At 67.4% G+C, this 24,599-nt stretch carries 19 protein-coding genes; 8 read left to right on the forward strand and 11 right to left on the reverse strand.

Annotated features, from left to right (window positions below):
- Positions 1-4 precede the first annotated feature (4 nt).
- Both C6V83_RS17535 and C6V83_RS17540 read left to right on the forward strand, forming a co-directional pair.
- Positions 5-1,054 carry an ABC transporter ATP-binding protein gene (locus C6V83_RS17535; RefSeq protein WP_325027366.1) on the forward strand — a complete coding sequence of 350 codons (1,050 nt, stop codon included), beginning with the start codon at positions 5-7 and terminating at the stop codon, positions 1,052-1,054.
- Positions 1,051-1,857: an ABC transporter permease gene (locus C6V83_RS17540; protein ID WP_105943497.1), complete on the forward strand. Its 807-nt coding sequence runs from the start codon at positions 1,051-1,053 to the stop codon at positions 1,855-1,857. Before C6V83_RS17535 ends, C6V83_RS17540 begins: the two co-directional genes overlap by 4 nt.
- Positions 1,858-1,867: 10 nt before the next feature.
- Here C6V83_RS17540 and C6V83_RS17545 read toward each other — a convergent pair whose 3' ends face one another.
- From C6V83_RS17545 to C6V83_RS17555, 3 genes are all read right to left on the reverse strand, one after another.
- Positions 1,868-2,749 carry a DNA-3-methyladenine glycosylase family protein gene (locus C6V83_RS17545; RefSeq protein WP_105943498.1) on the reverse strand — a complete coding sequence of 294 codons (882 nt, stop codon included), beginning with the start codon at positions 2,747-2,749 and terminating at the stop codon, positions 1,868-1,870.
- A gap of 342 nt (positions 2,750-3,091) precedes the next feature.
- On the reverse strand, positions 3,092-4,303 hold the full coding sequence (locus C6V83_RS17550) for a PucR family transcriptional regulator (RefSeq protein WP_105943499.1): 1,212 nt from the start codon (positions 4,301-4,303) through the stop codon (positions 3,092-3,094).
- A gap of 127 nt (positions 4,304-4,430) precedes the next feature.
- On the reverse strand, positions 4,431-5,663 hold the full coding sequence (locus C6V83_RS17555) for a metal-dependent hydrolase family protein (RefSeq protein WP_105943500.1): 1,233 nt from the start codon (positions 5,661-5,663) through the stop codon (positions 4,431-4,433).
- A gap of 347 nt (positions 5,664-6,010) precedes the next feature.
- Here C6V83_RS17555 and C6V83_RS17560 point away from each other — a divergent pair, with 347 nt between their 5' ends.
- Positions 6,011-7,132 (forward strand): linear amide C-N hydrolase, encoded by a 1,122-nt coding sequence (locus C6V83_RS17560; protein ID WP_105943501.1) that lies wholly within the window; start codon positions 6,011-6,013, stop codon positions 7,130-7,132.
- A 97-nt stretch (positions 7,133-7,229) separates the two neighbouring features.
- On the opposite strand, the gene lpdA is transcribed toward C6V83_RS17560, so the two are convergent.
- Positions 7,230-8,615, reverse strand: a complete 1,386-nt coding sequence (gene lpdA / locus C6V83_RS17565; protein ID WP_105943502.1) for a dihydrolipoyl dehydrogenase — start codon at positions 8,613-8,615, stop codon at positions 7,230-7,232.
- Between the two features lie 364 nt (positions 8,616-8,979).
- On the opposite strand from lpdA, the gene C6V83_RS17570 reads away from it, so the two are divergent.
- The 4 genes from C6V83_RS17570 (at position 8,980) to C6V83_RS17585 (ending at position 14,715) form a co-directional block, all read left to right on the forward strand.
- The gene (locus tag C6V83_RS17570; protein WP_105943503.1) at positions 8,980-10,203 is read left to right on the forward strand and encodes an NADH:flavin oxidoreductase; all 1,224 of its coding nucleotides are present in this window, start codon (positions 8,980-8,982) and stop codon (positions 10,201-10,203) included.
- A gap of 156 nt (positions 10,204-10,359) precedes the next feature.
- Positions 10,360-12,486 (forward strand): prolyl oligopeptidase family serine peptidase, encoded by a 2,127-nt coding sequence (locus tag C6V83_RS17575; RefSeq protein ID WP_105943504.1) that lies wholly within the window; start codon positions 10,360-10,362, stop codon positions 12,484-12,486.
- A gap of 4 nt (positions 12,487-12,490) precedes the next feature.
- Positions 12,491-13,120 carry a (2Fe-2S)-binding protein gene (locus C6V83_RS17580; protein ID WP_105943505.1) on the forward strand — a complete coding sequence of 210 codons (630 nt, stop codon included), beginning with the start codon at positions 12,491-12,493 and terminating at the stop codon, positions 13,118-13,120.
- A gap of 381 nt (positions 13,121-13,501) precedes the next feature.
- Positions 13,502-14,715, forward strand: a protein-coding gene (locus tag C6V83_RS17585; RefSeq protein WP_234353794.1) for an IS3 family transposase whose coding sequence is annotated in 2 segments (ribosomal slippage) — positions 13,502-13,766 and positions 13,766-14,715 — 1,215 coding nt in all. Because the reading frame shifts where the segments join, the coding sequence is not laid out codon by codon here.
- Positions 14,716-15,161: 446 nt separating this feature from the next.
- Here C6V83_RS17585 and C6V83_RS17590 read toward each other — a convergent pair.
- The 7 genes from C6V83_RS17590 to groL all read right to left on the reverse strand — a co-directional run bounded on the left by C6V83_RS17590 (position 15,162) and on the right by groL (position 23,041).
- Complete coding sequence (locus C6V83_RS17590; protein WP_105943506.1) at positions 15,162-15,980, reverse strand: DUF4064 domain-containing protein; 819 nt, start codon at positions 15,978-15,980, stop codon at positions 15,162-15,164.
- A 13-nt stretch (positions 15,981-15,993) separates the two neighbouring features.
- Entirely contained in the window at positions 15,994-16,947 is a 954-nt protein-coding gene (ppk2, locus tag C6V83_RS17595; RefSeq protein WP_199832550.1) for a polyphosphate kinase 2, read from the reverse strand.
- Positions 16,948-17,097: 150 nt separating this feature from the next.
- Positions 17,098-17,541 carry an SRPBCC family protein gene (locus tag C6V83_RS17600; RefSeq protein WP_105943507.1) on the reverse strand — a complete coding sequence of 148 codons (444 nt, stop codon included), beginning with the start codon at positions 17,539-17,541 and terminating at the stop codon, positions 17,098-17,100.
- Positions 17,542-17,594: 53 nt separating this feature from the next.
- Positions 17,595-18,407: a tyrosine-protein phosphatase gene (locus C6V83_RS17605; protein WP_105943508.1), complete on the reverse strand. Its 813-nt coding sequence runs from the start codon at positions 18,405-18,407 to the stop codon at positions 17,595-17,597.
- A 49-nt stretch (positions 18,408-18,456) separates the two neighbouring features.
- Positions 18,457-19,284: a tyrosine-protein phosphatase gene (locus tag C6V83_RS17610; RefSeq protein WP_105943509.1), complete on the reverse strand. Its 828-nt coding sequence runs from the start codon at positions 19,282-19,284 to the stop codon at positions 18,457-18,459.
- Positions 19,285-19,392: 108 nt separating this feature from the next.
- Complete coding sequence (locus C6V83_RS17615) at positions 19,393-21,270, reverse strand: ABC transporter ATP-binding protein (protein ID WP_105943510.1); 1,878 nt, start codon at positions 21,268-21,270, stop codon at positions 19,393-19,395.
- Positions 21,271-21,415: 145 nt separating this feature from the next.
- Positions 21,416-23,041: a chaperonin GroEL gene (gene groL / locus C6V83_RS17620; RefSeq protein WP_105943511.1), complete on the reverse strand. Its 1,626-nt coding sequence runs from the start codon at positions 23,039-23,041 to the stop codon at positions 21,416-21,418.
- A gap of 668 nt (positions 23,042-23,709) precedes the next feature.
- Here groL and C6V83_RS17625 point away from each other — a divergent pair.
- The gene (locus C6V83_RS17625; protein WP_105943512.1) at positions 23,710-24,585 is read left to right on the forward strand and encodes an SDR family oxidoreductase; all 876 of its coding nucleotides are present in this window, start codon (positions 23,710-23,712) and stop codon (positions 24,583-24,585) included.
- The last annotated feature ends 14 nt before the right edge of the window (positions 24,586-24,599 follow it).

Below are 24,599 nucleotides of genomic sequence, written 5' to 3' on the forward strand. Positions count from 1 at the left end.
CGCCGTGCGACGTTTCGACAAGCTCAACGAGCGAGGCAAGCTCGGCGAGCAACGTTTCGACAAGCTCAACGAGCGAAGCAAGCTCGCCGTGCGACGTTTCGACAAGCTCAACGAGCGAGGCAAGCTCGGCGAGCAACGTTTCGACAAGCTCAACGAGCGAAGCAAGCTCGGTGAGCGACGTTTCGACAGGCTCAACGAGCGAAGCAAGCTCAACGAGCGAAGCAAGCTCGGCGAGCAACGTTTCGACAAGCTCAACGAGCGAAGCAAGCTCAACGAGCGAGGCGAGCTCAACGAGCCGAGGGCGCCGCATATCGAGGTGCGCGACCTCCGCGTCGACCTCGGCGGCCGCACGGTGCTGCACGACGTCGATCTGACCGTGTCCGGGGGAGAGGTGGTGTACCTGCTGGGCCGCAACGGCGCGGGGAAGTCCACCTTGCTTCGCAGCATCTGCGGGATGGTCACCCCGAGATCGGGCTCCGTGTTCATCGGCGGCACACCGGTGCGTTCGCTCGGATCTCCCGCCCGCCGGCTCGGCATGCACCTGGGGATCGAGACCGTCCATCCCGGACACACAGCCCGCCGTCACCTGCGGTGGGTGGCCGCCGCAGCCGGCCTGCCCCGCTCACGGGTCGACGACGTGCTGGACATCACCGGTGTCGCCGCCTACGGCGATCGCCGTATCGGCGGTTATTCACTCGGCATGCGTCAGCGTCTCGGCATCGCGACGGCGCTGCTCCCGGACGCGCACGCCCTGGTGTTCGACGAGCCACTCAACGGACTCGACGTCGAAGGCATCGTCTGGTTCCGCTCGCTCCTCACCGAACTCGCGAGCCGAGGCCGGGGCGTCGTCGTCGCGACACATCTGCTGGCCGAGGTGCAGCGCAGCGCCGGAGACTCCGCAAGTCCAGAGCGACCCGTCGCGCGCGTCGTCCTGGTGGATCGGGGTACCACGAGCCCGGCCGTGGGGGTCTCCGGCTTCGTCGGCGAGCATGCCGATCTGGAGGCGGCCTATCTCGCAGCCCTGGGCCCTGCCGAGACGGGAGCACTCGCGTGAATCCGGGCGCGCCGGTCGGCCAGGTCCGTCGCGGAGTAGTCGCCGAGCGGGTGCGCACCGGCGGCCTGCGCAGCTTCTTGCTGCTCGGATCAGTCCCGGCCGGTGTCGTCCTTCCGCTCCTCATCACTTTCGGCATCGCCGCTGTGGCCGAGCGGATTTCGCGTCTCAACAGCAGCGAGATCTCGGTGAGCGAGACGACGTCGTCGAACTCCGTCTACTGGATTCTGACATTCACCGTGATCGTCGGAGCGCTCAGCGCCGCATACGCTCAGGCCACGAGCATGCGGGGCCCGGCCCGGGACATGGACCGGTACCTGTATCCGTGGGCGCCCGCGTCGGCGCTGGCACGCTGGCTCTATTACGGTCTGGTGACCGCACTGGTGAGTGCCGCTCTGGTGGCGGTCGTGATGTCCGCGCTGCCGGCGATGTTCCCGACCGTGTACGGCCAGGTCGATCTGTTCTCGGCCGAAGGCGGGCGCTTCGTGATCACCGTCCCGGTGTTCGCGTTCTTCGCGTGCGGACTCGGAGTCGGACTCGCCGGAGTACTCGGGCATCCGGCCGGCACCCTGGCGGTGTTATTGTTCTGGGCGTTCGTGATGGAGGACGCGATCGTCTTCGTCCCGAACGGAACCAGGATCCAGGCGTACATGCCCTTGCTCAACGGCACCTGGGGCACCGGCCAGGATCTGGTGATCACCCCGCCCTGGGGCGTCGACGGCGCATTGGTCTACTTCGCCCTCGTCTGCACGACCGTCTTCGCCCTCGGTGCGGCCGCCGTCGCCGCCCGCCGCCGCCGACACTAGTGACGACTCGTCACAGGCGCCGGTAGTCGCGGACCGGCATGCGCGGTGCACGACGCTGCGGCCACTCGCCGTGGAGTTCACACATGCGCACGACCCGATACCGGTGACCCGCATACGGTTTCAGCAGTTCCGCCATCCCCGCATCGTCCACCGGTTCGCCGGCGAGCTTCTGACCGACGATCGACGGCACGTGATAGTCGCCGAAGGGGACCGCGTCGGCGTCGCCCAGTGCGCGGAACCGTACGTGTGCCGCGGTCCATCGACCGATGCCGGGCAGGGCCGTGAGAACATCGGCCTTGGTTTCGACGTCGTACGTCGCCGCGTGCCTGATGGTACGCATCCGGACCGGTTCCAGGCCGCTGCGGTGCCAGTCGGCCTCCGTGATCTCCCGCCAGACCGGGCGTGGCGGCGGCACCAGCAGTTCGACCGGGCCGGGGGCCCGAGTCCCGTATCGCCGCAGCAGGTACCGCCATGCGCGGTAGGCCTCGGCCCCGACCACCTTCTGTTCCATGACGGCCGCGACCAACGCCTCCCAGACCCGATCACTGCGGCCGATCCGCAAGCCTCGCGACCGCGCGACGAGCCGCCGCAGCACGTCCGAGTCGACGGGCAGCGAATCCGGATCGTCGCCCGCACCGAGTAGGCCGGGCAGACTCTCCACCAGCCATGGGGCGCCGGGGCCCCACGCCCGACCGACCACCTCGCCCGCAGGCGCATCGGAGCTCACTGCGACCGCACCGGGCCCGTCCGGCGTGTGCACCGCCCGCCAGATCGAACCGTCGGGCGCCTTCCGGTAAGCGGGGTCGTGGGCACCGCGCCGGTGGAGACCGAGCACCGCGTCGACGTCGATCGGTCCCGGCGTCCGCCAGCGACGCTCGCTGTCGGGTTGCACTGCTGTGACTATAGGCGCTCTCGCGCCGCAGGTTCGGCGTTCCGCCCGCCCCCCTCAAGACGGGCGGAACTGTGTGATCGCGCTCCGCCGGCCACCGCGAGCCGGCCCCGGACAAGGGGCGAAGCGTCGGCGCCGCCGTGCCGACGGGCGACTCTCGGCGGCCCCGGCCTCGATCCGGACCAATCCAGCGACGGTCGCAGGCGCGACGTCGATCACGCCTACGACGTTAGGCGACCGACAACGGGCGGTCACCGATCGAATCCACGAAATACGTGAGACGCAACAGTGCAGAACACACGAAATCTCCGCGAAACAGCGAGCTATGAGGTCAATACTCCACAGTCATGTCGGAGCGTCTCCTGAGTCAATAGTGTGTCTGGCCAGCGCACGCATTCGCTTGCTGGAGACGAAGCCGAGCACCGCGCGCAGCGCGCTCGCCGGGTCCGTGAGATCGATGCCGGAGAGTTCTCGGATCCGGTCGATCCGGGCGCGCAGGGTGTTCGGATGGATGCCGAGCTGCCGGGCGGCCTCAGAGATGTTCTCGCGGAACTCCAGTGCCGTGTAGACCGTCGTCAGCAGATCGCTGCGATACTCGCGGTCGTAGTCGGCGAGCACCGCGAGCGGTGCGGTGAGATCGTTCTCGTAGGGCACCAACGCATCCCCCGACCGCACGATCATCAACGCGTCGTCGACGTCGGCAGCTGACGCGATCCGGACGGCGCCTTCAGAAGCCAGCGGCCGCGCGCCCAGCTTGATATTCAGCGCACGCAGGATCTCTCGCGCCGCAGCCGCCGACTCGTGCAGCTGATAAACCCCGGGCACCCGATGACCGATGCCGACCGGCAGGTCCCCGGACGACCGCATCGCCCGGCGCAGTCGTGCTCCCAGTCGTTCGACGACGTCGCCCGCCGTCTCGGCCGTCGCTACAGGCACGACCGCGAGCAGGATCCCCTCGCTGAGCACGCTGCACTCCTCGGGGAACTCTGCCGCCAGAGCGAGCCGGAACCGTTCGAGACTCCGGGTCGGGACCTCCGCGGCGACGGCGACGTGCGCCCGATCCGGCCGCAGCCCGACGACGGCGGCCGGCAGGGCCGCCTCGGACGTGCCGTTCAGCAATGCCAGCAGCGCGCTCTGCCGACGACGGACAGCCAGGGCCGCTTCTCGCTCGGAGGCCTCCGAAGGATCCTCGAGCGCGTTCGGGTCACGAACGATCCCGGCGAGCGCGCGGATGAGCGTGTCGCCCGACACCCACGGCGACCGGCGGAGCAGGACCGGCGCGGCCGGCGCCTGCAGTCCCCGGGCGGTGCCGGCAGGCAACACGAGGGCGGCCGCGTCGACGCATTCCGCGCAGAGCGCGGCGAGACCGTCGTCCCCGCTGATCGGCATCGAGACCAGCACCAGATGGCCTGAGTAGTCGGTCGACGCCCCTGGCTGATACAGCTCAATGCCTCGGACCACCGCCTGCAGCCGCTCGGACTCCGGTACGGAGTCGCCGAACGGCACCAGCAGCCCTTGCGCTTCGACGAGGATCTGATCGAGAGTGCGCTGGCTCACACCGGCTGAGTATGCCCGCTCGACGCCTCTCGCGCACGCGCACCGCGAAGTCCGGCACGGGGTGCGACCTCTACGACGCGCGCTACGACCGCTCGAACGGCGGCCCGTGGGCGCGCCGTCGTGCGCGTCAGATCGCGAAGCCGCCTCGGTTGCTCTTGGTCTGCCCCTCCTTGAGCACCAGCAGGATGTTCTCCTTGTCTCCGACCAGATCGGCGTCCGTGCTCGGATCGCCCTTCACCACGACGACGTCGGCGAGCTTGCCCGCCTCCAGCGTGCCCAGCTTGTCGTCGACCATGCAGAGTTCCGCCGAGGTCTTGGTTCCCGCGGTGATGGCCTGCAACGGCGTCATGCCGCCGAACTTCACCAACAGTCCCACTTCGCCGAGGTTGGTGCCGTGATCGGGCACCAGACCCGCATCGGTGCCGGTGGCGATCTTGATGCCGGCTTCCACCGAAGCCTTGATGGACTCCTGCGCCATCTTGTGCCACTTCTCACTCTTGGCGACTGCCTGCGGAGTAGCCGTGTCCGGGTGCATGGTCTCCAAGAGAGTCGGCACCAGGAACTGCCCGTTCTCCACCATCTTCTGACGGAGTTCGTCGGTCAGCGCGTAGCCGTGTTCAATGCTGCGGACACCTGCCTCGACCGCCGCCGTGATTCCCTTGAGACCGATCGCATGGGCCGCGACCGGCCGGCCTCCATAGTTCTGCCCCTCCTCGACCAGCGCCGCGACCAACTCCTCCCGAGCACCGAGGTAGTCGGGCTGATCGTTGATGGAGGTGACTCCTCCGCTGGAGGCGACCTTGATCACGTCGACGCCTTCGCGGCACAGTTCACGCGCCTCCAGGCGCGCCTCGTCGACACTGTCCACCAGCACGCCGCCGGCGATCTCGGTGCCGCTCAGCCCCGACGGGATGTGGAAGTCGGCGTGACCGCCGGTCTGGGAGAGCATCTTGTCGGCCACCAGCAGCCGAGGGCCCTCGATCAGCCCGTGCGCCACCGCGTCCCGCACACCCACGTCCACACCCATCAGATCCCGGACGGTCGTCACACCCGCCTCGAGAGTCACCTTCAAGCGATCGATCAGCTGGAAGTAGCAGTACGACGGCGGAACCATCGCCATCATCACCGGCGACCCCTTGGTGCCCGGCAGCGCCAGATGCACGTGCACGTCGAAGAATCCCGGACATACGGAGTTGCCCTTCAGATCCACATCCACCGCAGCATCACCGACGTCCGGCGCCCCGGCGGCCGGACCGGCGTAGGAGATGGTGTCGCCGTCGATCACGACGACGGCGTCGTCGACCGGGTCGCCCCCGTTTCCGTCGATCAAGCGGGCGTTGCGCAGCACAGTTGTGGTCATGACTCGTCTGTACACCGATGCGCACGGTGACGCTGGCGCTCGCGCGCAGAAGTCCACGACTATCGCGAGAAACGGCACGAAATGGAAGCACTCATGCATGAATCGGTTCATCTCCCGGACCCTTGCACGACGCCCGGAGGCGACCGCCTCACCCGGGGATCCGCACCCGCCGCGGCGAGCCCGAGCCGCAGATCGGCACACTTCGTCGGGCGACCTGGCACGAAACGACGCCCCCCACCGAAATCGCCTGTCACATGCGGCGATTCACGCATGATCGGGGAGACGCGAAGCCGCCCTGCAGGCTATCGTCGAAGGCGGAAACCGCTCAACGAAAGCAGACCACCCTTATGTGCACACGTGTGATGTGGCCGGACGCCCACGGCGCGGTCATCGTCGGCCGGAACATGGACTTCCATCAGGATCTCCATACCAATCTCTGGAAGCTCCCCCGCGGGATCAAGCGCAACGACCGCGTCGAGGGCAAGCTCGAATGGACCGCCAAATACGGCAGCGTCGTCGCCGGCGTGTACGACATCCTGTCGGCCGACGGCGTCAACGAACAGGGCCTGGCCGGTCACGTGCTGTGGCTGGCCGAGTCCGAATACGGCACCCCGGACCCGCAGCGCCCGCAGCTCGCCATGTCCGTGTGGCTGCAGTACTACCTGGACAACTTCGCCACCGTCGGCGAAGCGATCGCCTGGACCAAGGAGAACAATCCCCAGGTGATCCCGATGGCCGATCCGACAGGCGGCAGCCACCCCGCGATCCATCTCGCCCTCGACGACGCCAGCGGCGACTCGGCGATCCTCGAGTACATCGACGGCGAGCTGAACGTCTACCACGACCGCGACTACCTGGTCATGACCAATTCGCCGTCGTACGATCAGCAGCTCGAACTGGTCAAGAAGTACGACGGCATCGGCGGCGATGCGCCACTGCCCGGCACCTGCGATGCGAAAGACCGCTTCGCCCGCGCCGACTTCTACGTCCGCCACCAGGTGCAGCCGAAGAACAATCTGCAGGCGCTCGCCGCGATGCAGAGCATCATCCGGAACACCGCCCAGCCGTTCCGCACGCCGGAGCCGGGCAAGCCGGATGCCTCGCAGACGCTGTGGCAGGTGGTGATCGACCTGACGAACCTCCGCTACGTGTTCGAGTCGACGACTCGTCCCAACACCGTCTGGGTGGATCTGAAAGAACTGGATTTCAGTGAGGGTTCGGGCGAGTGGAAGCTCGACCTCATCAACGATCTCGAAGTCGAGCACGGCCTGTCCGGCAACGTCACGAAGAAGTTCGCCAAGCACCGCAAGTTCCACATCGTGTCCATCGAGCAGGCCAAGCTGATCGGCGAGGTCGTCGAGAAGGCGATGAAGACGGTCGGCGAGGTCAAGGAGCCGGCCGAGGGCTACGCGCACAAGATCCAAGACAGCGTCAACGCCAAACTCGCCGAGTTCGTCGACGCGGAGTGACCTGACGTACCAGAACGACGCCGCGGCCCCGTCTCCTTGCGAGGAGGCGGGGCCGCGGCGGTTCTGACTCTGCTTCCGGCTTCTGCACCGCGGACAGTCAGAGGTTGATCATGTGTCCGATCGCGCCGTGGAAGGTCTCCTGGAGTGCCTCGCTCATCGTCGGGTGCGTGTGGACGTTGCGCGCGAGTTCCTTCGCCGTCAGGTCCCATTTCTGCGCGAGAGTCATCTCCGGAAGCATCTCCGAGACGTTGTCGCCCACCAGGTGACCGCCGAGCAACTCGTCGGTCTCGGCGTTGGTGACGAGCTTGGCGAAACCGGCGGTGGCCGCGAGCCCCTGTGCCTTGCCGTTGGCCGAGAACGGGAACTTGGTGACCTTGACGTCGTAGCCCTCGTCCTTGGCCTGCGTCTCCGTGAGACCGAACGAGGCGACCTGCGGCTGGCAGAAGGTCGCACGCGGCATCATGCGGTAGTCGCCCAGCGGCATGGTCTCGGCACCGGCCATCGTCTCGGCGGCCACCACGCCCTGTGCCTCGGCCACGTGCGCCAGCATCAACTTGCCGGTGACGTCGCCGATCGCGTAGACGCCGGGGACGTTGGTCCGCATGTGGTCGTCGATCGCGATGGCTCCCCGATCGGTGAGCGCCACGCCAGTCTTCTCCAGACCGTAGCCCTCGACACGCGGCGCGAAGCCGACGGACATCAGGACCTTGTCGACGGTCAACGAGTTCTCCGCGCCCTTCGGGTCCTTGTATGTGACGACCACCTGCGAGCCCTGATCGTCGACCGTCTGCACGGCGGTTCCGGTGAGGATCTTGACGCCAAGCTTCTTGTACTGCTTGGCGATCTCCTTGGACACTTCTTCGTCTTCGTTGGGAAGGACACGGGGGAGGAATTCGATGATGGTGACGTCCACACCGTAGTTGGCCAGGACGTAACCGAACTCCATGCCGATCGCCCCGGCGCCGACGATCGCGATGGACTCGGGCAGGTCCCGGGTCAGGATCTGCTGTTCGTAGGTGACGACGTTGTCGCTGAGCTCGACGCCCGGCAGCAGCCTCACGGTAGAGCCGGTGTCGATGATCAGGTTGTCCCAGGTGACCTTCCGATCGCCGACCGCGATCGTCGACGCGTCCTCGAACACGCCGTAACCGTCGATCTCGGTGATCTTGTTCTTCTTCATCAGGAAGTGGACTCCCTTGACGATCCCGTCCGAGACCTTGCGACTGCGGTCGAAGGCGGCGCCGAAGTCGAAGCTCACCTCACCGGAGATCCCGAAGGTCTTCGCCTCGTGCTGGAACACATGAGCCAGCTCAGCGTTGCGAAGGAGCGCCTTGGACGGGATGCAGCCGACGTTCAGACAGACGCCTCCCCACCATTTCTCCTCGATGACGGCAGTTTTCATTCCGAGTTGGGCGGACCGGATCGCGGCCACGTACCCGCCTGGGCCGGCGCCCAGGACGACGGTGTCAAAGTGTTCAGTCACGCCGTTCAGCCTACGTCGACCCGAGCGTATGCGCAGGCACCCGGACGACGACGATCGTGGCGTCCACCACGCGCCGGACCATCCCGGTGTTTCGGCCGAGAAACCCGCTCGAGGTCCACTGTGCCCTTTGTTAGCGGTGTTCACCGGCCGCGGATCCGGGTTTGCCTGCATCGTGTCGAACTCGTCGGGCCTTCCCCGCGGACAGGTCCGTAGCCTCCTATCGCGGACGCGCATCCCGTCAGGGAGCCTGCCCCGCGATCTGAGCGCCGAGCAGTGGGCCGCTCTGTGGGGGGCATCGTCGGGTGACGTCACCCCGGACAGCCGAAAGTTTGAACCCGAGAATAGAACGTGTTCCAATTGTGGAATGGTCCTCGACCTGTTCGCCCCCGCACGACTCGGTCCGCTGACACTGCGGAACCGGCTGATCAAGTGCGCCACCTTCGAGGGCATGACCCCCGATGCGCTGGTCAGCGACGATCTGATCGAGTTCCACCGCGAATACGCCGCGGGCGGAGTCGCGATCAGCACCGTGGCCTACTGTGCGGTCTCCGGTGAGGGCCGCACCGACCGGCACCAGATCTGGATGCGCGACGAGGCCGTACCCGGTCTGCGCCGGCTGACCGATGCGATCCATGCCGAGGGAGCACTGGCAGCGGCTCAGTTGGGGCATGCGGGTGCGGTGTCGAACTCGAAATCCAACCGCGCCCGAGCGCTCGGCCCCGGAGCGATTCCGGCGCCGATGGGAATGTCACTGACGCGCAGGCTGTCTGTGGACGAGATGCCCGCACTGCGTGCGAAGTTCGCCACCGCGGCCAAACTCGCCGTCGACTCCGGATTCGACGCCCTCGAGGTCCACTGCGGTCACAACTATCTGATCAGCTCGTTCCTCTCCCCTCTGCTCAACCATCGCCGCGACGGTTACGGAGGACCGCTGGTGAACCGCGCGCGCCTCGCGCGCGAGGTCCTCGAGACGGTCCGGGAAGCCGTCGGCCCCGATGTCGCAGTGTGGGCCAAACTCAACATGTACGACGGTGTCGGGGCTCCGGGGCCCGGACGGGGACCGAAGCCGTGGCGCGGGTTCAACGTCGACGAGGCCTGTGAGACGGCGCGGCTCTTCGAAGCCGACGGCTACATCGACGCGATCGAACCCACCGCGGGCAGTTCGCTGCTCAATCCGATGTACCTGTTCCACGGGCGGCCGCCGCGTGCGTCGTTCGCCGCCGCATTCACCGGCGCCATGCGGGCCGGCCTCAAGACCGCGGGACCGGTCTTTTTGAAGTACTACCCGTACCACGACGCCTATCTGCTGCCGTTGGCCCGGGAACTCCGCGCCGCGACCTCACTGCCGATCATCCTGCTGGGCGGCATCACCGACCGGGCGAGCATGGACCTGGCGATGGCCGAGGGGTTCGACTTCGTCGCGATGGGTCGCGCGCTGCTGCGCGAGCCCGACCTGCCCCGGCGGATTGCCGCCGACCCCGACACCGTCTCGCGCTGCACGCACTGCAACGAGTGCATGCCCACCATCTACAGTCGCACCCGCTGCCCGATCCGCACCGGCGAACTCCCCGACCCCGTCGGCCGGTGATCTCGATACGCCGGCGCTCACTGCGTTCGCGCCGGCTACTCGATCACCAAGAGACCCTCGACGATTGAGCGAGCGCAGCGAGTCGAAATCCCCCTCCCCCACGACCGACCGATCACTCGACTCTCTCCTTACCGGCCAACCACTACCCTGGGCCGGGTGGACACCGAAGACCCGTACCTCTGGCTGGAAGACGTCACCGGCGACGACGCACTCGACTGGGTGCGCGCCCACAACGAGCCGACCGTCGACGACCTGACCTCGTCGCCGCGCTTCGCCGAGCTTCGTGACGGCGCCCTCGAGGTACTCGACACCGACGAGAAGATCCCCTACGTGCGGCGGCGTGGCGAGTACCTCTACAACTTCTGGCGCGATGCCGAGCACCCGAAGGGCCTCTGGCGCCGAACCACCCTCGATTCATACCGGACGGCGTCGCCCGACTGGGACGTGCTGATCGACGTCGACGAGCTGGCCCGCGCCGAGGGCGAGAACTGGGTCTGGGCCCGCGTCTCTCTCCTCTACCCTGACTACGACCGCGCGCTGGTGGCCCTCTCCCGCGGTGGCGCGGACGCCACCGTCGTCCGCGAGTTCGATGTGGCACAACGTGATTGGGTCTCCGAATCGGACGGCGGATTCACCCTTCCAGAGGCTAAGAGTTCGATCGGCTGGATCGACCGAGACACCGTCTACGTCGGCACAGACTTCGCCGAGACTCCCGACGGACTACCCGCGATGACCACTTCCGGATACCCGCGCACTGCCCGGCGTTGGGTCCGCGGCACCCCACTCGACGACGCGCCGACGGTCTTCGCCGGAGAGGTGACCGACGTGGCAGCCGGGGCGTCGTACAGTCACACGCCCGGCTATGAGCGGCACTTCGTGTCGCGGTCCACCGACTTCTACAATTCGCTCAGCTACGAATTGGTCGACGGCGAACCCGTGCTCATCGACATCCCCACCGACGCACACTTCTCCGTCCGCGAGGATCATCTGCTCGTCATGCCGCGTCGAGACTGGGCCGTCGACGGGGTGACGCACGCGCCGGGTTCGCTGCTGGTGTTCGACTACCCGTCGTACCTCTCCGGAGATCGCACCCACCGCGTCCTGTTCTCCCCGGACCGGCACACCAGCCTGGAGTCGTACGCGTTCACCCGCTCGCGCCTGGTGCTGGTGACCCTGCACGACGTCGCGACTCGCCTCGAGTTCCTCACGGTCGGAGACTGGGAGTCCGCCCCGATCGACGGCCTGCCCGGGCTGGCGACCATCGACGTGCTCGACACCGACCCCGACGAGAGCGACGAGATCTGGCTTTCCGCAAGCTCTTTCACACACGCGCCGAGTCTCCTGCACGGCGATGCCACCACCGGTGTGAGCGTGATCAAGCAGGCCCCGGAGTTCTTCGACGCCTCGGACGTCATCACTGAACAGTTCTTCGCCACGTCCGCAGACGGCACGCAGATCCCGTACTTCGTGGTGCGGTCTCGACTCCGCTCGACCAGCGAAGATTCCTGCTCGACCAGCGAAGATTCCCGCTCGACCTCGACCAGCGAAGACCCGGGGTCGACCGAAGCCGGGACCAGTCCCCGCCCCACGCTCCTCTACGGCTACGGCGGCTTCGAGAACTCCCTCACGCCGGGCTACTCCGGTATCGCCGGGCGCAGCTGGATCGAGCGCGGCGGCACCTATGTGGTCGCGAACATCCGCGGCGGCGGGGAGTATGGACCCACCTGGCACACGCAGGCCCGCAAAGCCGGTCGGCACCTGGTGTACGAAGACTTCGCAGCGGTGGCGCGCGACCTCGTCGAACGCGGGTTCACGACCGCAGAACAGCTTGCGGCGCAAGGCGGTTCCAACGGTGGCCTGCTCATGGGCGTGATGCTCACCGGCTATCCGGAGCTGTTCGCCGCACTGGTGTGCCAGGTCCCGTTGATCGACATGAGGCGCTACCACCTGCTGCTGGCCGGAGCGTCGTGGATGGCCGAGTACGGTGACCCGGACGACCCCGAGGAATGGGCGTTCATCCGCGAATACTCGCCGTACCAGCGGTTACGCCGGGATGCCGACTATCCGGCGCTGCTGGTCACCACGTCCACCCGCGACGACCGCGTCCACCCCGGGCACGCGCGCAAGCTGGTCGCCAGGTTGGAGGAGTTCGGGCACCCGGTGAGCTACTACGAGAACATCGAGGGCGGTCACGGCGGCGCAGCCGACAACGCGCAGGCCGCGTTCAAATCGGCGCTGGCATACGAGTTCCTTTGGCGCACAGTCGGATCTGCCAAGGATTGAGCAGGTGGAGTCGCCGAACCCGATGCCCGCGGCGCTGGACCGGCTCCGCGAGGTGAATTCGTACTTCGCCGTGCGGTACGGCCCGGATCAGGCCGGAGCGGGGCGGCCTGCGGCGGATCTGCTCGACCCGGCGATGGCCGGCGACCTGTTCGACCACGCGGAGGAGATCCTCGGCACCCGCGAACGACGAGTCGCCGTCTCCTGGGTGTTCTTCGAGTACATCGCGCGCATCTGGGCCGTCGCGCTCGGCACTGCGATGCTCACCGGGCGCAGCGTCGCACTGGACCCGAACCGGCTGCGCATCAGCCGGGACGGCAACTGCACGGTGCTGCATCTCGCCGATCCGATACCGGGCGGCAGTCCGGTCGACGAGGTGGCGCGCGGTCATGCGGAGCCGCTCATCGCCGCCTGGCGGGGCCATGTGGCGGCCGGACTGTTGTGGGGCAACGCCGCGTCGTCGGTGATCAGCGCGGGCGGCCAGCTGGGGTCGGCCGCCGACGCGGTGGTGGCGCAGTCATTGGCGTACCCGAACCTCGCGGCCGCACTCGGTCCGGAGAATCGTCGCCGTAGCTGCTGCCTCTACTACCGGACCTCGATCGGCGGCTATTGCGGCGACTGCTCGTTGACCGGGTAGCGCTCAGCGCCGACACCGACCTTTCGACAAGCTCAAGGAGCCACCAAATCTCGCTCGTTGAGCCGCCGAGGAACGAGGCGAGTCGAAACGACCCGCCGACAAGCTCAAGGGACTGCGCACCGCAGACCTTTCGACAAGCTCAAGGAGCTACCCGCCACACGTTGAGCCGCCGAGGAACGAGGCGAGTCGAAACGACCCCCCGACAAGCTCAAGGGACTGCGCACCGCAGACCTTTCGACAAGCTCAAGGAGCTACCCGCCACACGTTGAGCCGCCGAGGAACGAGGCGAGTCGAAACGACCCCCCGACAAGCTCAAGGGACTGTGAGGTTGACCCCGTTGAGTGGACATCCTGATCGCCGGTTTCGTGCCGGCGCGAGAGGATGGACCTCATGGGTTCTCGACAACGTAAGACCTACAGCCCGAAGTACAAGACCGATGCTGCGCGTCTGGTGATCGATACCGGGCGCACGATTGCTGAGGTGGCCCGCGAGATCGGTGTGGGCGAGCAGCTCCTGGGCAAGTGGGTGGCCAAGGAACGCGCGGAGATGGCTGACCCGCCACCAGCGATCGACGCTGATGAACGTGCCGAGCTTGAGCGGCTGCGCCGCGAGGTCGCCGAGTTGCGGCTGGATCGGGAGTTCTTGAAAAAAGCAGCGGCCTTCTTCGCGGCCGAGCAGTCGAACCCGTCGAGGCGTTCGCACTGATCGAGGCGGAGAAGGCCGAGTACAGCGTCAGCCGGTGCGTTCGGCTCCTGGGCGTCTCACGCTCGGGCTACTACGCCTGGCGTGCCCGCCGAGACAGCGACCCGAGTCCACGCCGGCAACGACAGGCCGAGTTGACGGCCAAGATCGCCGCCGCCCACCAAGCCTCCGGAGGGGTGTACGGGGCGCCGCGGATCGTGGATGATCTACGAGACGATGGCGAGGTCGTCTCCCGTAAGACGGTGGCAAAACTCATGCGCAACAACGGAATTAAAGGAATCAGTCCACGCTCGTGGAAGCCGGCGACCACCATCGCCGACCAGAGTCCGCACTCGATCCCCGACCTGGTGAACCGTGACTTCGACCAGGGCGCACTGAACGTGGTGTGGACCTCGGACATCACGTATCTGCGCACCGGACAGGGATGGCTGTACCTGTGTGCGGTCCGCGACGGCTGCTCACGGCGAGTCATCGGATACGCATTCTCTGATTCGCTGCACACCGACCTGGTCGAGACCGCGTTACGCAACGCCCACACCTTCCGCGATCGGGCTACCGGCGCGACTGCCGGAGTGATCTTCCATGCCGACCGCGGCTGCCAGTACACCTCCGCACAACTCGCTGCGGTCGCCGGCGAACTCGGTGTCCGCCAGTCGGTCGGGCGTACCGGGGTGTGCTGGGACAACGCCCAGCAAGAGAGCTTCTGGTCGACTCTGAAATCGGAATTCTACGACCGGCGCGAGTTCGCCACCCGCACCAGCGCAGTGACCGCCGTGTCCCGGTGGATCGACCAATTCTATAATCAACGAAGACGACACAGCGCGCTGGGCAATATCGCTCCCGCAGTCTTCGAAGACATCACGATTCGCGAAGCGACCAGCCAGGCCGCTTAACCGATGTCCACGAAACGGGGTCAACCCCAACTGCGCACCGCAGACCTTTCGACAAGCTCAAGGAGCTACCCGCCGCACGTTGAGCCGCCGAGGAACGAGGCGAGTCGAAACGACCCCCCGACAAGCTCAAGGGACTGCGCACCGCAGACCTTTCGACAAGCTCAAGGAGCTACCCGTCGCACGTTGAGCCGCCGAGGAACGAGGCGAGTCGAAACGACCCTTCGACAAGCTCAAGGGACTGCGCACCGCAGACCTTTCGACAAGCTCAAGGAGCTGCCCGCCGCTCGTTGAGCCGCCGAGGAACGAGGCGAGTCGAAACGACCCTTCGACAAGCTCAAGGGACTGCGCACCGCAGACCTTTCGACAAGCTCAAGGAGCTGCCCGCCACAGACCTTTCGACAGGCTCAAGGAGCCACCGGACGAGCTCAAGGGGCTGGGCGCCGCGGTCATGGAGTCGACCGGCGGCCGGTGACGACGACGCCGACGATGCCCAGCAGCGCGACGATCAAGCCCGCCACGGCGACGATCCACGACGTCGTGGTCAGGCCGCCGAGCACGTCTTCGGCGACGACCCGCACGGTCTGCTGCGTGCTCAGTTCACTGGCCGAGACGCTGTCGGATGCCGAGCGCAGCAGGTACTTGGAGATCAGCACGCCGACGACGCCGGCGGCGAACGCGCCGATCCCGAGCCAGGCCACCGCCACGACACGCCGGCGAGCCGCGATCAGCGCCAGCAGGCCGGCGGCGACGGCGACCGCGGCGGAGATCCACGCGGCCAGTGTGAGCTGCTGTCCGGTCTTCTCCATCGAACCCGCGGTCAGCCGGTTCTGGTCCACCGCGATGGTGATCCCCTGATCCACCCGAACGGGCACCGGGCCCTTGGCGAGCGCCTGATTGACCATTGGGGTGATGTTCAGATCCATCTCGTGCAGGCTGGTATCCGGCTTCGGCGACTCGAACAGCCACGCGTGCTGCTGCCGCGCGATCTCGGTGAAGTCCGCGACGAACTCCGGGCTCTGCGTGTACTGCGTGGCCAGAGGCTTCACCGCGGTGCCGGCGATCGGCAGGTCGACGGCCTGCGTCGCCTCCTGCGCGATCTGATCGGCGAAGTACTCCTGGACCTCGCGCTGCTCGGCGGCCTGCGACGCGGCCTCGGCGAAGCCGTCCGGGGACACCACGTGCTGCACACTCCACATCGTGGGGATCGCGATGATCATCGCGATCGTGAACGCCACGATGCCGAACAGAGAAACGAGAGAACGCAACAGGTGAATCCAATCAGTCGCCGATGGTGTCGCGGGCGCGAGCCACGATCCGCGGATCGGGCTCGCCGACCAGCTCGTGATCCTTGCCGTCGTACTCGTGCAGACTCAGCACATGGCGCATGGCGTTGAGCCGCGCTCGCTTCTTGTCGTTGCTCTTGACCACGGTCCACGGCGCCCAGTCGGTGTCGGTGCGGGCGAACATCGTCTCCTTGGCGTCGGAATACGAGTTCCAGCGATCCAGCGACGCCAGGTCCATCGGCGACAGCTTCCACTGGCGCACCGGATCGATCTGCCGGATCGCAAACCGCGTGCGCTGCTCGAGGGGGCTGACCGAGAACCAGAACTTGACCAGGCTGATGCCGTCGTCGACCAGCATCTTCTCGAAGGCCGGCGCCTGGTCCAGGAACTGCTCGTATTGTTCCGGGGTGCAGAAACTCATTACCCGCTCCACGCCGGCGCGGTTGTACCAGGAGCGGTCGAAGAAGACCATCTCCCCGGCAGCCGGGAGGTGCTGGACGTAGCGCTGGAAGTACCACTCGGTGGACTCGCGCTCGGAAGGCTTCTCCAGCGCGACGGTGCGCGCGCCGCGGGGATTGAGGTGCTCGTTGAACCGCTTGATGGTGCCGCCCTTGCCCGCGGCATCGCGGCCCTCGAACACCAGCAGGTGGCGGATCCCGTTCTGCTTGGTCCACTTCTGCAACTTCAGCAGTTCCACCTGGAGCAGGCGCTTCTGCGACTCGTACTCGGCGCGGTTCATGCGCTCTTCGTACGGATAGTCCTCGCGCCAGGTGTCGACCACGTTGCGCTGCGGAAGAGTGAGGAGGATCGGGTCGTCGTCATCGTCGTCGACGACGGCGAAACCGCGGGTGTCGGTCAGATCGACGACGTTCTGCAGTGCCTTCCGACCGGAGACCTTGGAGAGGTCTGCGCCGATCTCGATGTCGTCGAGTGAGATGTAGTCGTCCACGCCTGACAGCCTATAGCGCGACCGCTGACGGCGTTGTTCGAGAGGGTGACGGGTTACCAAAGTCCCGGGTGCCGAGCCGAACCGTTCGACGACGACGCCGCGCCGCCCCGGGAAGAGGGCGGCGCGGCGTCGTCAGGTCGGGCGCGCGGGTCACTCCGCCGCGCGGCGCTCGGCTTCAGCGGTGAGGCCCTTCTTCGCGGTCTCGGCGGCAGCTTTCTGGCCCTTCTTGACCAAGAACCCGGGGAGCTTGATCTTCAGGTCGACCTCGAGCGTGAACACCACGTGGGTGGAGTCGTCACCGGTCGAGGTGAGCGTGTACGAGCCCTGCTGCTCGGCCAGCTGCGAGCTCTCCAGCAGCGTCCACGAGCACACGTTCTCGGTCCACGTGTAGGCGAGCTCCTGGGTGTCGTTGATGCCGAGCATGCCGACGGAGACCTTCACCCTGTCGGGCATGCCGTCGTCGTGCGTGGTGAGCACCTCCGCCGCGCTGTGAGCGCTGGACCAGTCCGGGAGCGACGAGATGTCCTGAAGCACCTCCATCACTACGGACGCCGGTGCGTTGATGTCGAATTCGTTGGATACCGAGACGGCCATGCCGTAAACCTACCTTCCTTCGTCGGCTTCGGAGTGAGGAGCCGATCGTCGTGTCAGCCGGCGAGATAAGTCGCGCGCAGCCGCTCCTGCGCCGCGGCATCGATGCCGAGCGCCTTGTCGAAGTAGGTCGGCACGTCGCCGAAGTTCTTGTCCACTTCGTCGAACGCCGCGTCGAGGTACTGCCGCTGCACCCCGAGCAGCGGCTTGAGCAGGTCGGGGTCGCCGCCGGCGCTCGCGAACTTGTCGAACAGCGGCTGCAGCGCCGGCAGCAATCGCCGGTTGGTCTCCAGATAGTCGTCGTACACGTCGTCGCGGTCGACGCCGACGATGCTCAGGAAGCTGGCGGCGGCCCACCCGGTGCGGTCCTTGCCGGTGGTGCAGTGGAACAAGGCCGGCCCCCTGTCCTCGCCGAGCAGACCGAGGTAGAAGCGGCGGTACGACGCCCGCGCGCTCCCCATAGTGACGAACCTGCGGTAGGTCCCGGCCATCATCTCGATCGCCTTGCCCTCCATCGCCGCGGTGAGTTCGTGCACCACCTTCGGGTCCTCGAGGATCTGGCCCAGGTTCCCGGGGATGGCCTGGGCCTCGTCAGCCAACACGTCGAGGGGCACGTCGGTGACGCCGTCGAGTGCCGGATCGGGCATCGCCTGCCGTTCGGAGGCGGAGCGGAGGTCGTAGATGGTCTGCAGTCCGAGCGGGGCGAGCTCCTGATGTGCGTCGCCGGGCAAGGAACGGAAGTCCGTGGAGCGGAACAGCTTTCCGGTCTGGACAGGCCTACCGTCGACGCCGGTCCACCCGCCCAGGTCCCGGAGGTTGGGCAGAGCGGCGATCGGGCTGGGAGCGGGCAGCGCGGGAGAACGGGTCATGTCAGTCAATATGCCTCACCGCCTGCCTCCGAGGCCGGACGATCGGCGATCAGGACGGATCGACCAGGTACCGCGCACGCAGCTCCGCCTGCCCGTCGACATCGATTCCCAGCCCCTCGGCGAAGTAGTTCTCCAGCGTGCCCCACCCCTTGGCGACGAGATCGAAGGCGGTGTCCAGGTAGACCTTCTCCACACCCAGGAGCGAATTCAGCGCACCCGCATCGACTCCCTGCTTCTCGAACTGCGCCACCAGCGGCGCCAGCGCCGGCAGCAGCCTGGAGTTGGTGAGCAGATAGTCCTTGTACACGTCGTCCTTCGCCACCCCCATGAGGCTGAGGAACGACGCCGCGGTCCAGCCGGTGCGGTCCTTGCCGGTGGTGCAGTGGAAGGCGGTCGGCGTCAGGTCGCCGGCCAGCAGCAGCGTGTAGAACTCGCCGTAGTAGCGGAGAGCGCTGTCGGAGTTGATCAGCTGCTGATAGGTGCCGATCATCATCTCCTGCGCGACCGTGGGCGTGAGTTCCTTGACGGCCGACGGATCGGTGGCGTACTTCATCGGGTTGGCGCCGGCGGTGTGCGGAGCATCCTCGAGGATGTTCAGCCACAGCGGACCCACGTCGTCGAACACCGGATCCGGGCAGGCGCCCCGTTCCGGGACGGTCCGCAGATCCACGATCGTGGCCAGACCGAGGTCGCCGACGGCCTTGAGATCGGCCTCGCTGGTCTTCTCGAACTCGGTGGTGCGGTACAGCATCCCCGGTCGCACGATCTTGCCGTCGGCGGCCGGCCAGTAGCCGAGGTCGCGCCAGTTGGGGAGGGTAGGGAACGGGCTCGGGGCTCCGGGGACGGTAGTCGCGCTCGACGTCGCGGTGTCGGTCATGGGGTCATCGTAGGGCCGCTTCGGACGGGCCATGAGCCCGCTTACGACATCGGACACAAATCGGCCGACGCCCCGGCGGATCCGGCAGAGATCGGCGCCGCAGACCTCTCACGCCGGCGCGAACTGGGTCCGATACAGCTCGGCGTACCGGCCGCCGAGAGCGAGCAGCGTCGCGTGGTCGCCGCGTTCGACGACGTGCCCGGCCTCGAGGACCACGATCTCGTCCGCCGCCCGCACCGTCGAGAGGCGATGCGCGATCACCAGCGACGTCCGCCCCGCCAGCGCCTCGGCGAGCGCCTCGGACACCGCCGCCTCCGACGTCGAGTCCAGATGCGCGGTGGCCTCGTCGAGGATCACCACCGAGGGCCGGGCCAGGAGCAGCCGGGCGATGGTCAGGCGCTGGCGCTCGCCGCCCGAGAGTCGGTAGCCGCGTTCGCCGACCACCGTGTCGAGCCCGTTGGGGAGGGAGCGGACCAGGTCGTCGAGCCGGGCGCGTTCCAGCGCAGACCAGAGGTCGCCCTCGGTGCAGCCCGGCGCGGCAAAGGCGAGGTTCGCGCGCACGGTGTCGTGGAAGAGGTGCCCGTCCTGGGTCACCAGCCCCACGGTACGATGCACCGACTCCGTCGTCAGGTCGCGCACGTCGACGCCGTTGAGCCGCACACTGCCGGCGTCGACGTCGTACAGGCGCGTGGCCAGCGAGGCGACGGTCGACTTGCCCGCGCCGGAACTGCCGACCAGGGCGACCATCGCGCCGGGCGGCACGTCGAGGTCGACGTCGTGCAGAATCTGCTCGCCGCCGCGGTTGTCGAGCTGGGCGACCTCCTCCAGCGAGGCGAGCGAGACCTTGTCAGCGGCCGGGTAGGCGAACGAGACGCCGTCGAACCGGAGGCGGACGCCGCGCTCAGGGGCGGGAACGCCCACCGCGTCGGGGCTGTCGGCGATCAGCGGCGGCAGGTCGAGGACCTCGAAGACCCGCTCGAAGCTGACCAGCGCGCTCATGATCTCCACCCGCGCGTTGGCCAGCGCCGTCAATGGCGCGTACATGCGAGTGAGCAACAGGGCCAGGGCGACGACGGCGCCCGCCGAGAGGTGCTGGTGAACGGCGAGCCAGCCGCCGAGTCCGTAGACCAGCGCGAGCGCCAGCGCCGACACCAGCATGAGCGCGGTGTAGAAGTACTCCTGCAGCATCGCCTGGCGGACGCCGATGTCGCGCACGGCGTCGGCCCGCCGCGCGAACTCGCGCGACTCCGCTTCGGGGCGGCCGAACAGTTTCACCAGGGTCGCCCCGGGCGCGGAGAAGCGCTCGGTCATCTGCGTCGACATCCGCGCGTCGTACTCGGCCGACTCGCGGGCCAGGCCCGCCATCCGCGTGCCCATCCGGCGGGCCGGCACCACGAACACCGGCAGCAGTATCAGCGCCAGCAGCGTGATCTGCCAGCTGATCGCGAACATCACACCGAGGGTCAGGACCAGCGACACCGAGTTCGAGACCACGCCTGAGAGGGTGTCGCTGAATGCTCGCTGCGCGCCGATGACGTCGTTGTTCAGCCGGCTCACCAGGGCCCCGGTGCGCGTGCGGGTGAAGAAGGCGACCGGCATGCGCTGGACGTGGTCGAACACGGCGCGACGCAGATCGAGGATCAGGCCCTCGCCGAGATTCGCCGAGAGCCACCGGGTCGCGATGCCGACACCTGCCTCGGCGACCGCGATCACGGCGATGAGCACAGCCAGCCAGACGATGGTCGAGGCCGCCGCGGAATCGGCCGCGGCGATCAGGTTCACCACCCGCCCGGCGAGCAGCGGCGTGACGACCGTGAGCACGGCCGTGATCACCGACAGAAGCAGGAACACCGCGATACGACGACGGTGGGGCCGCGCGAACTCGGCGATCCGGCGGAGCGTCTGACGGCGATCGGCGCGCGAGACGCCGTCCGTCGAGGTCATCGACTTGTACATGACGTCCCACGCCACGGATTCCATGCTCATCGTCGCACCTGCCTTCGGTTCATGCCTACCACTGCACTACCTCAAGTTCACTTGAGGTCAAATCGTGCACGAACGCCGAAGGCCGGCCACCTCGCGGTGACCGGCCTTCGGTCTGTTCAGCGCGACTGCGCGGAAAGCTAGGCGATCAGAAGCCCATGCCGCCCATCTCGTCGCCGCCCGGCATCGCCGGGGCCGGGTTCTTCTCCGGCTTGTCGGCGACGACGGCCTCGGTGGTGAGGAACAGTGCCGCAATCGAGGCAGCGTTCTGCAGCGCCGAGCGGGTGACCTTCACCGGGTCGTTGATGCCGGCGGCCAGCAGGTCCTCGTACTCGCCGGTGGCGGCGTTGAGGCCGGTGCCCTGCGCGGAGTTGCGGATCTTGTCGGCGACGACGCCCGGCTCCAGCCCGGCGTTGACGGCGATCTGCTTGGCCGGAGCCGAGAGCGCGACCTTGACGATTTGTGCACCGGTGGCCTCGTCACCGGTAAGCGACAGCCCGTCGACGGCCGACTCCGACTGGAGGAGCGCAGCGCCGCCACCGGCGACGATGCCCTCCTCGACGGCAGCCTTGGCGTTGCGGACGGCGTCCTCGATGCGGTGCTTGCGCTCCTTGAGCTCCACCTCGGTGGCGGCGCCGGCCTTGATCACCGCGACACCGCCGGCCAGCTTGGCCAGGCGCTCCTGCAGCTTCTCGCGGTCGTAGTCGCTGTCACTGTTCTCGATCTCGTTGCGGATCTGAGCGACGCGACCGGCGATCTGCTCGTTGTCGCCCGCACCGTCGACGATGGTGGTCTCGTCCTTGGTCACCACGACCTTGCGCGCGGTGCCCAGCGACTCCAGACCGGCGGTCTCCAGCGAGAGGCCGACCTCTTCGCTGATGACCTCGCCACCGGTGAGGATGGCGATGTCGGCGAGCATGGCCTTGCGGCGGTCACCGAAGCCCGGGGCCTTGACCGCGACGGACTTGAAGGTGCCGCGCAGCTTGTTCACCACGAGGGTCGACAGGGCCTCGCCCTCGACGTCCTCGGCGATGATGAGCAGCGACTTGCCGGCCTGAATGACCTTCTCCAGCAGCGGGAGCAGGTCCTTGACGGTCGAGATCTTGCCCGAGTAGGTCAGGACGTAGGGATCCTCCAGGACGGTCTCCTGGCGGTCGACGTCGGTGACGAAGTAGCCGGAGATGTAGCCCTTGTCGAAGCGCATGCCCTCGGTGAGCTCGAGCTGCAGGCCGAAGGTGTTCGACTCCTCGACGGTGATGACGCCCTCGTTGCCGACCTTGTCCATGGCCTCGGCGATCAGGTCGCCGATGCTCTGGTCGCCGGCCGAGATGCCCGCGGTGGCAGCGATCTGCTCCTTGGTCTCGATCTCGGTGGCCGAGGCGAGCAGCGAGTCGGAGACGGCCTCGACAGCCTTCTCGATGCCGCGCTTGAGGCCCATCGGGTTGGAGCCGGCGGCGACGTTGCGCAGGCCCTCGCGGACCAGCGCCTGTGCCAGCACGGTGGCGGTGGTGGTGCCGTCGCCCGCGACGTCGTCGGTCTTCTTGGCGACCTCCTTGACGAGCTCGGCGCCGATCTTCTCGTAGGCATCCTCGAGCTCGATCTCCTTGGCGATCGAGACGCCGTCGTTGGTGATCGTGGGGGCGCCCCACTTCTTCTCCAGGACGACGTTGCGGCCCTTGGGGCCGAGGGTGACCTTGACGGTGTCGGCGAGGACGTTCAGGCCCCGCTCGAGGCCGCGACGGGCCTCTTCGTCGAAAGCAATCTGCTTTGCCATTGGTAAGTGATCCTCCGGTAGGGGGTGACACTAGGTTCGTGGGCCGGACTCGGTGCCCGCGACGGACGACCGGGGTGTCTGTTGGACCGGCCTCACCGTCCCGACCTGGCAGTCACATGCCGTGAGTGCCAACCTCGTTTTTAGCACTCGCCCCAGGAGAGTGCAAGGCGCATTGCGTCGACCCGACGCAGGGTCGCCGAGAGGCCGACGCCGATCGAGCACCCCCTCCGATCGGGCCCCGCGCTGATCGAGCCCCCTCGCCGATCGAGCCCCCTCGCCGATCGAGCCCCTCGCCGATCGAGCGAAGTCGAGATCACCCGCCACGCCGTACAACAGCGGCCGTATACGGACCGCCGAGGGAACATTGCCGCCCGCGGACCGCATACGGCCGGTGTCGTCGCGCGTGAGCGCGCGGGTCCGCGAGCGGAGCGTCAGTCGGCGGAGGTGTCCGCGCTCGCGCGGCGATCCTCGCGGGCGAACAGCAAGACCGTCAGCGGCACCACGGCGACCGCGCCCATCGTCATCAGATATCCCATGCGGCCATGACAGCAGCGCGAGCTGAACCCACTGGATCGCGCAGGTGAACTGTCGCCGTCCGGTCCGCACCGCTCCGGCCGCTCGGCTTGGCTGTGTCGTCCGACACAGACTTCCGAGTAGGCTTTCGCCCCATGGGCAGCAACCTGAGCGGCAAGGTCGTCCTCATCACCGGCGGCGGCAACGGGGTCGGTGCGGAAACCGCGCTCCAGGTGGTCAAGCGCGGCGCGCGAGTGATCCTCACCGACATCGACCGCAACGCGCTCGACGAGACCGTGGACCAGCTCGGGGTGGGGCACGCGCTCGGCATCGTCGCCGACGTGACCGACCTGCCCGCCATGGAGGCCGCCGTGGCGCAGGGAGTCGAACGCTTCGGCGGACTCGACGTGGTGGTCGCGAACGCGGGCATCGCCAGCTACGGCAGCGTCCTGCACGTGGAACCCGAGGCCTTCCACCGACTGATCGACGTCAACGTGAACGGCGTCTTCCACACCGTGCGCGCCGCCCTTCCCTCGATCATCGACCGCCGCGGATACGTACTCGTGGTCTCGTCGATGGCCGCGTTCGTCACCGCACCGAGCCTGGCCGCCTACTGCACCTCCAAATCGGGTGTCGAGAGCTTCGCCGGCGCGTTGCGGCAGGAGGTCGCGCATCTGGGCGTCGACGTCGGCAGCGCGCACATGAGCTGGATCGATACCCCGATGGTCCGCGACGCGCAGTCGGACCTGCCCGCGTTCCGCGAGATGCTGGCGCACCTTCCCGGCCCGTTGAGCCACGTCACCACCATCGACAAGTGCGGCGTCGCCTTCGCGAAGGGCATCGAGCAGCGTAGGCGCCGGGTCTACTGCCCCGAATGGGTCGGTGTCCTCCGCTTCGCGAAGCCGTTCCTGGACACCGGCCTCGCCGCTCTGCTGACCGGCAAGCAGATGGCCGAGACCATCGTCGCCGTCGACCAGCAGGTCGCCCGCCTCGGTCGCAGCGTCTCCTCCCGGTTCGACGACTCTCGGTAACCTCGCCACCGACG

Origin of the sequence: Gordonia iterans (assembly GCF_002993285.1) — a bacterium.
GTDB lineage: Bacteria > Actinomycetota > Actinomycetes > Mycobacteriales > Mycobacteriaceae > Gordonia > Gordonia iterans.

Excerpts from the sequence above, each read along its gene's own strand:
- C6V83_RS17610 (WP_105943509.1), bottom strand. The coding sequence starts at position 19,284 with ATGACCGACACCGCGACGTCGAGCGCGACTACCGTCCCCGGAGCCCCG.
- C6V83_RS17625 (WP_105943512.1), top strand. The coding sequence starts at position 23,710 with ATGGGCAGCAACCTGAGCGGCAAGGTCGTCCTCATCACCGGCGGCGGC.
- C6V83_RS17605 (WP_105943508.1), bottom strand. The coding sequence starts at position 18,407 with ATGACCCGTTCTCCCGCGCTGCCCGCTCCCAGCCCGATCGCCGCTCTG.
- C6V83_RS17615 (WP_105943510.1), bottom strand. The coding sequence starts at position 21,270 with ATGAGCATGGAATCCGTGGCGTGGGACGTCATGTACAAGTCGATGACC.
- groL (WP_105943511.1), bottom strand. The coding sequence starts at position 23,041 with ATGGCAAAGCAGATTGCTTTCGACGAAGAGGCCCGTCGCGGCCTCGAG.
- C6V83_RS17570 (WP_105943503.1), top strand. The coding sequence starts at position 8,980 with ATGGTCCTCGACCTGTTCGCCCCCGCACGACTCGGTCCGCTGACACTG.
- C6V83_RS17555 (WP_105943500.1), bottom strand. The coding sequence starts at position 5,663 with ATGACCACAACTGTGCTGCGCAACGCCCGCTTGATCGACGGAAACGGG.
- C6V83_RS17600 (WP_105943507.1), bottom strand. The coding sequence starts at position 17,541 with ATGGCCGTCTCGGTATCCAACGAATTCGACATCAACGCACCGGCGTCC.
- C6V83_RS17560 (WP_105943501.1), top strand. The coding sequence starts at position 6,011 with ATGTGCACACGTGTGATGTGGCCGGACGCCCACGGCGCGGTCATCGTC.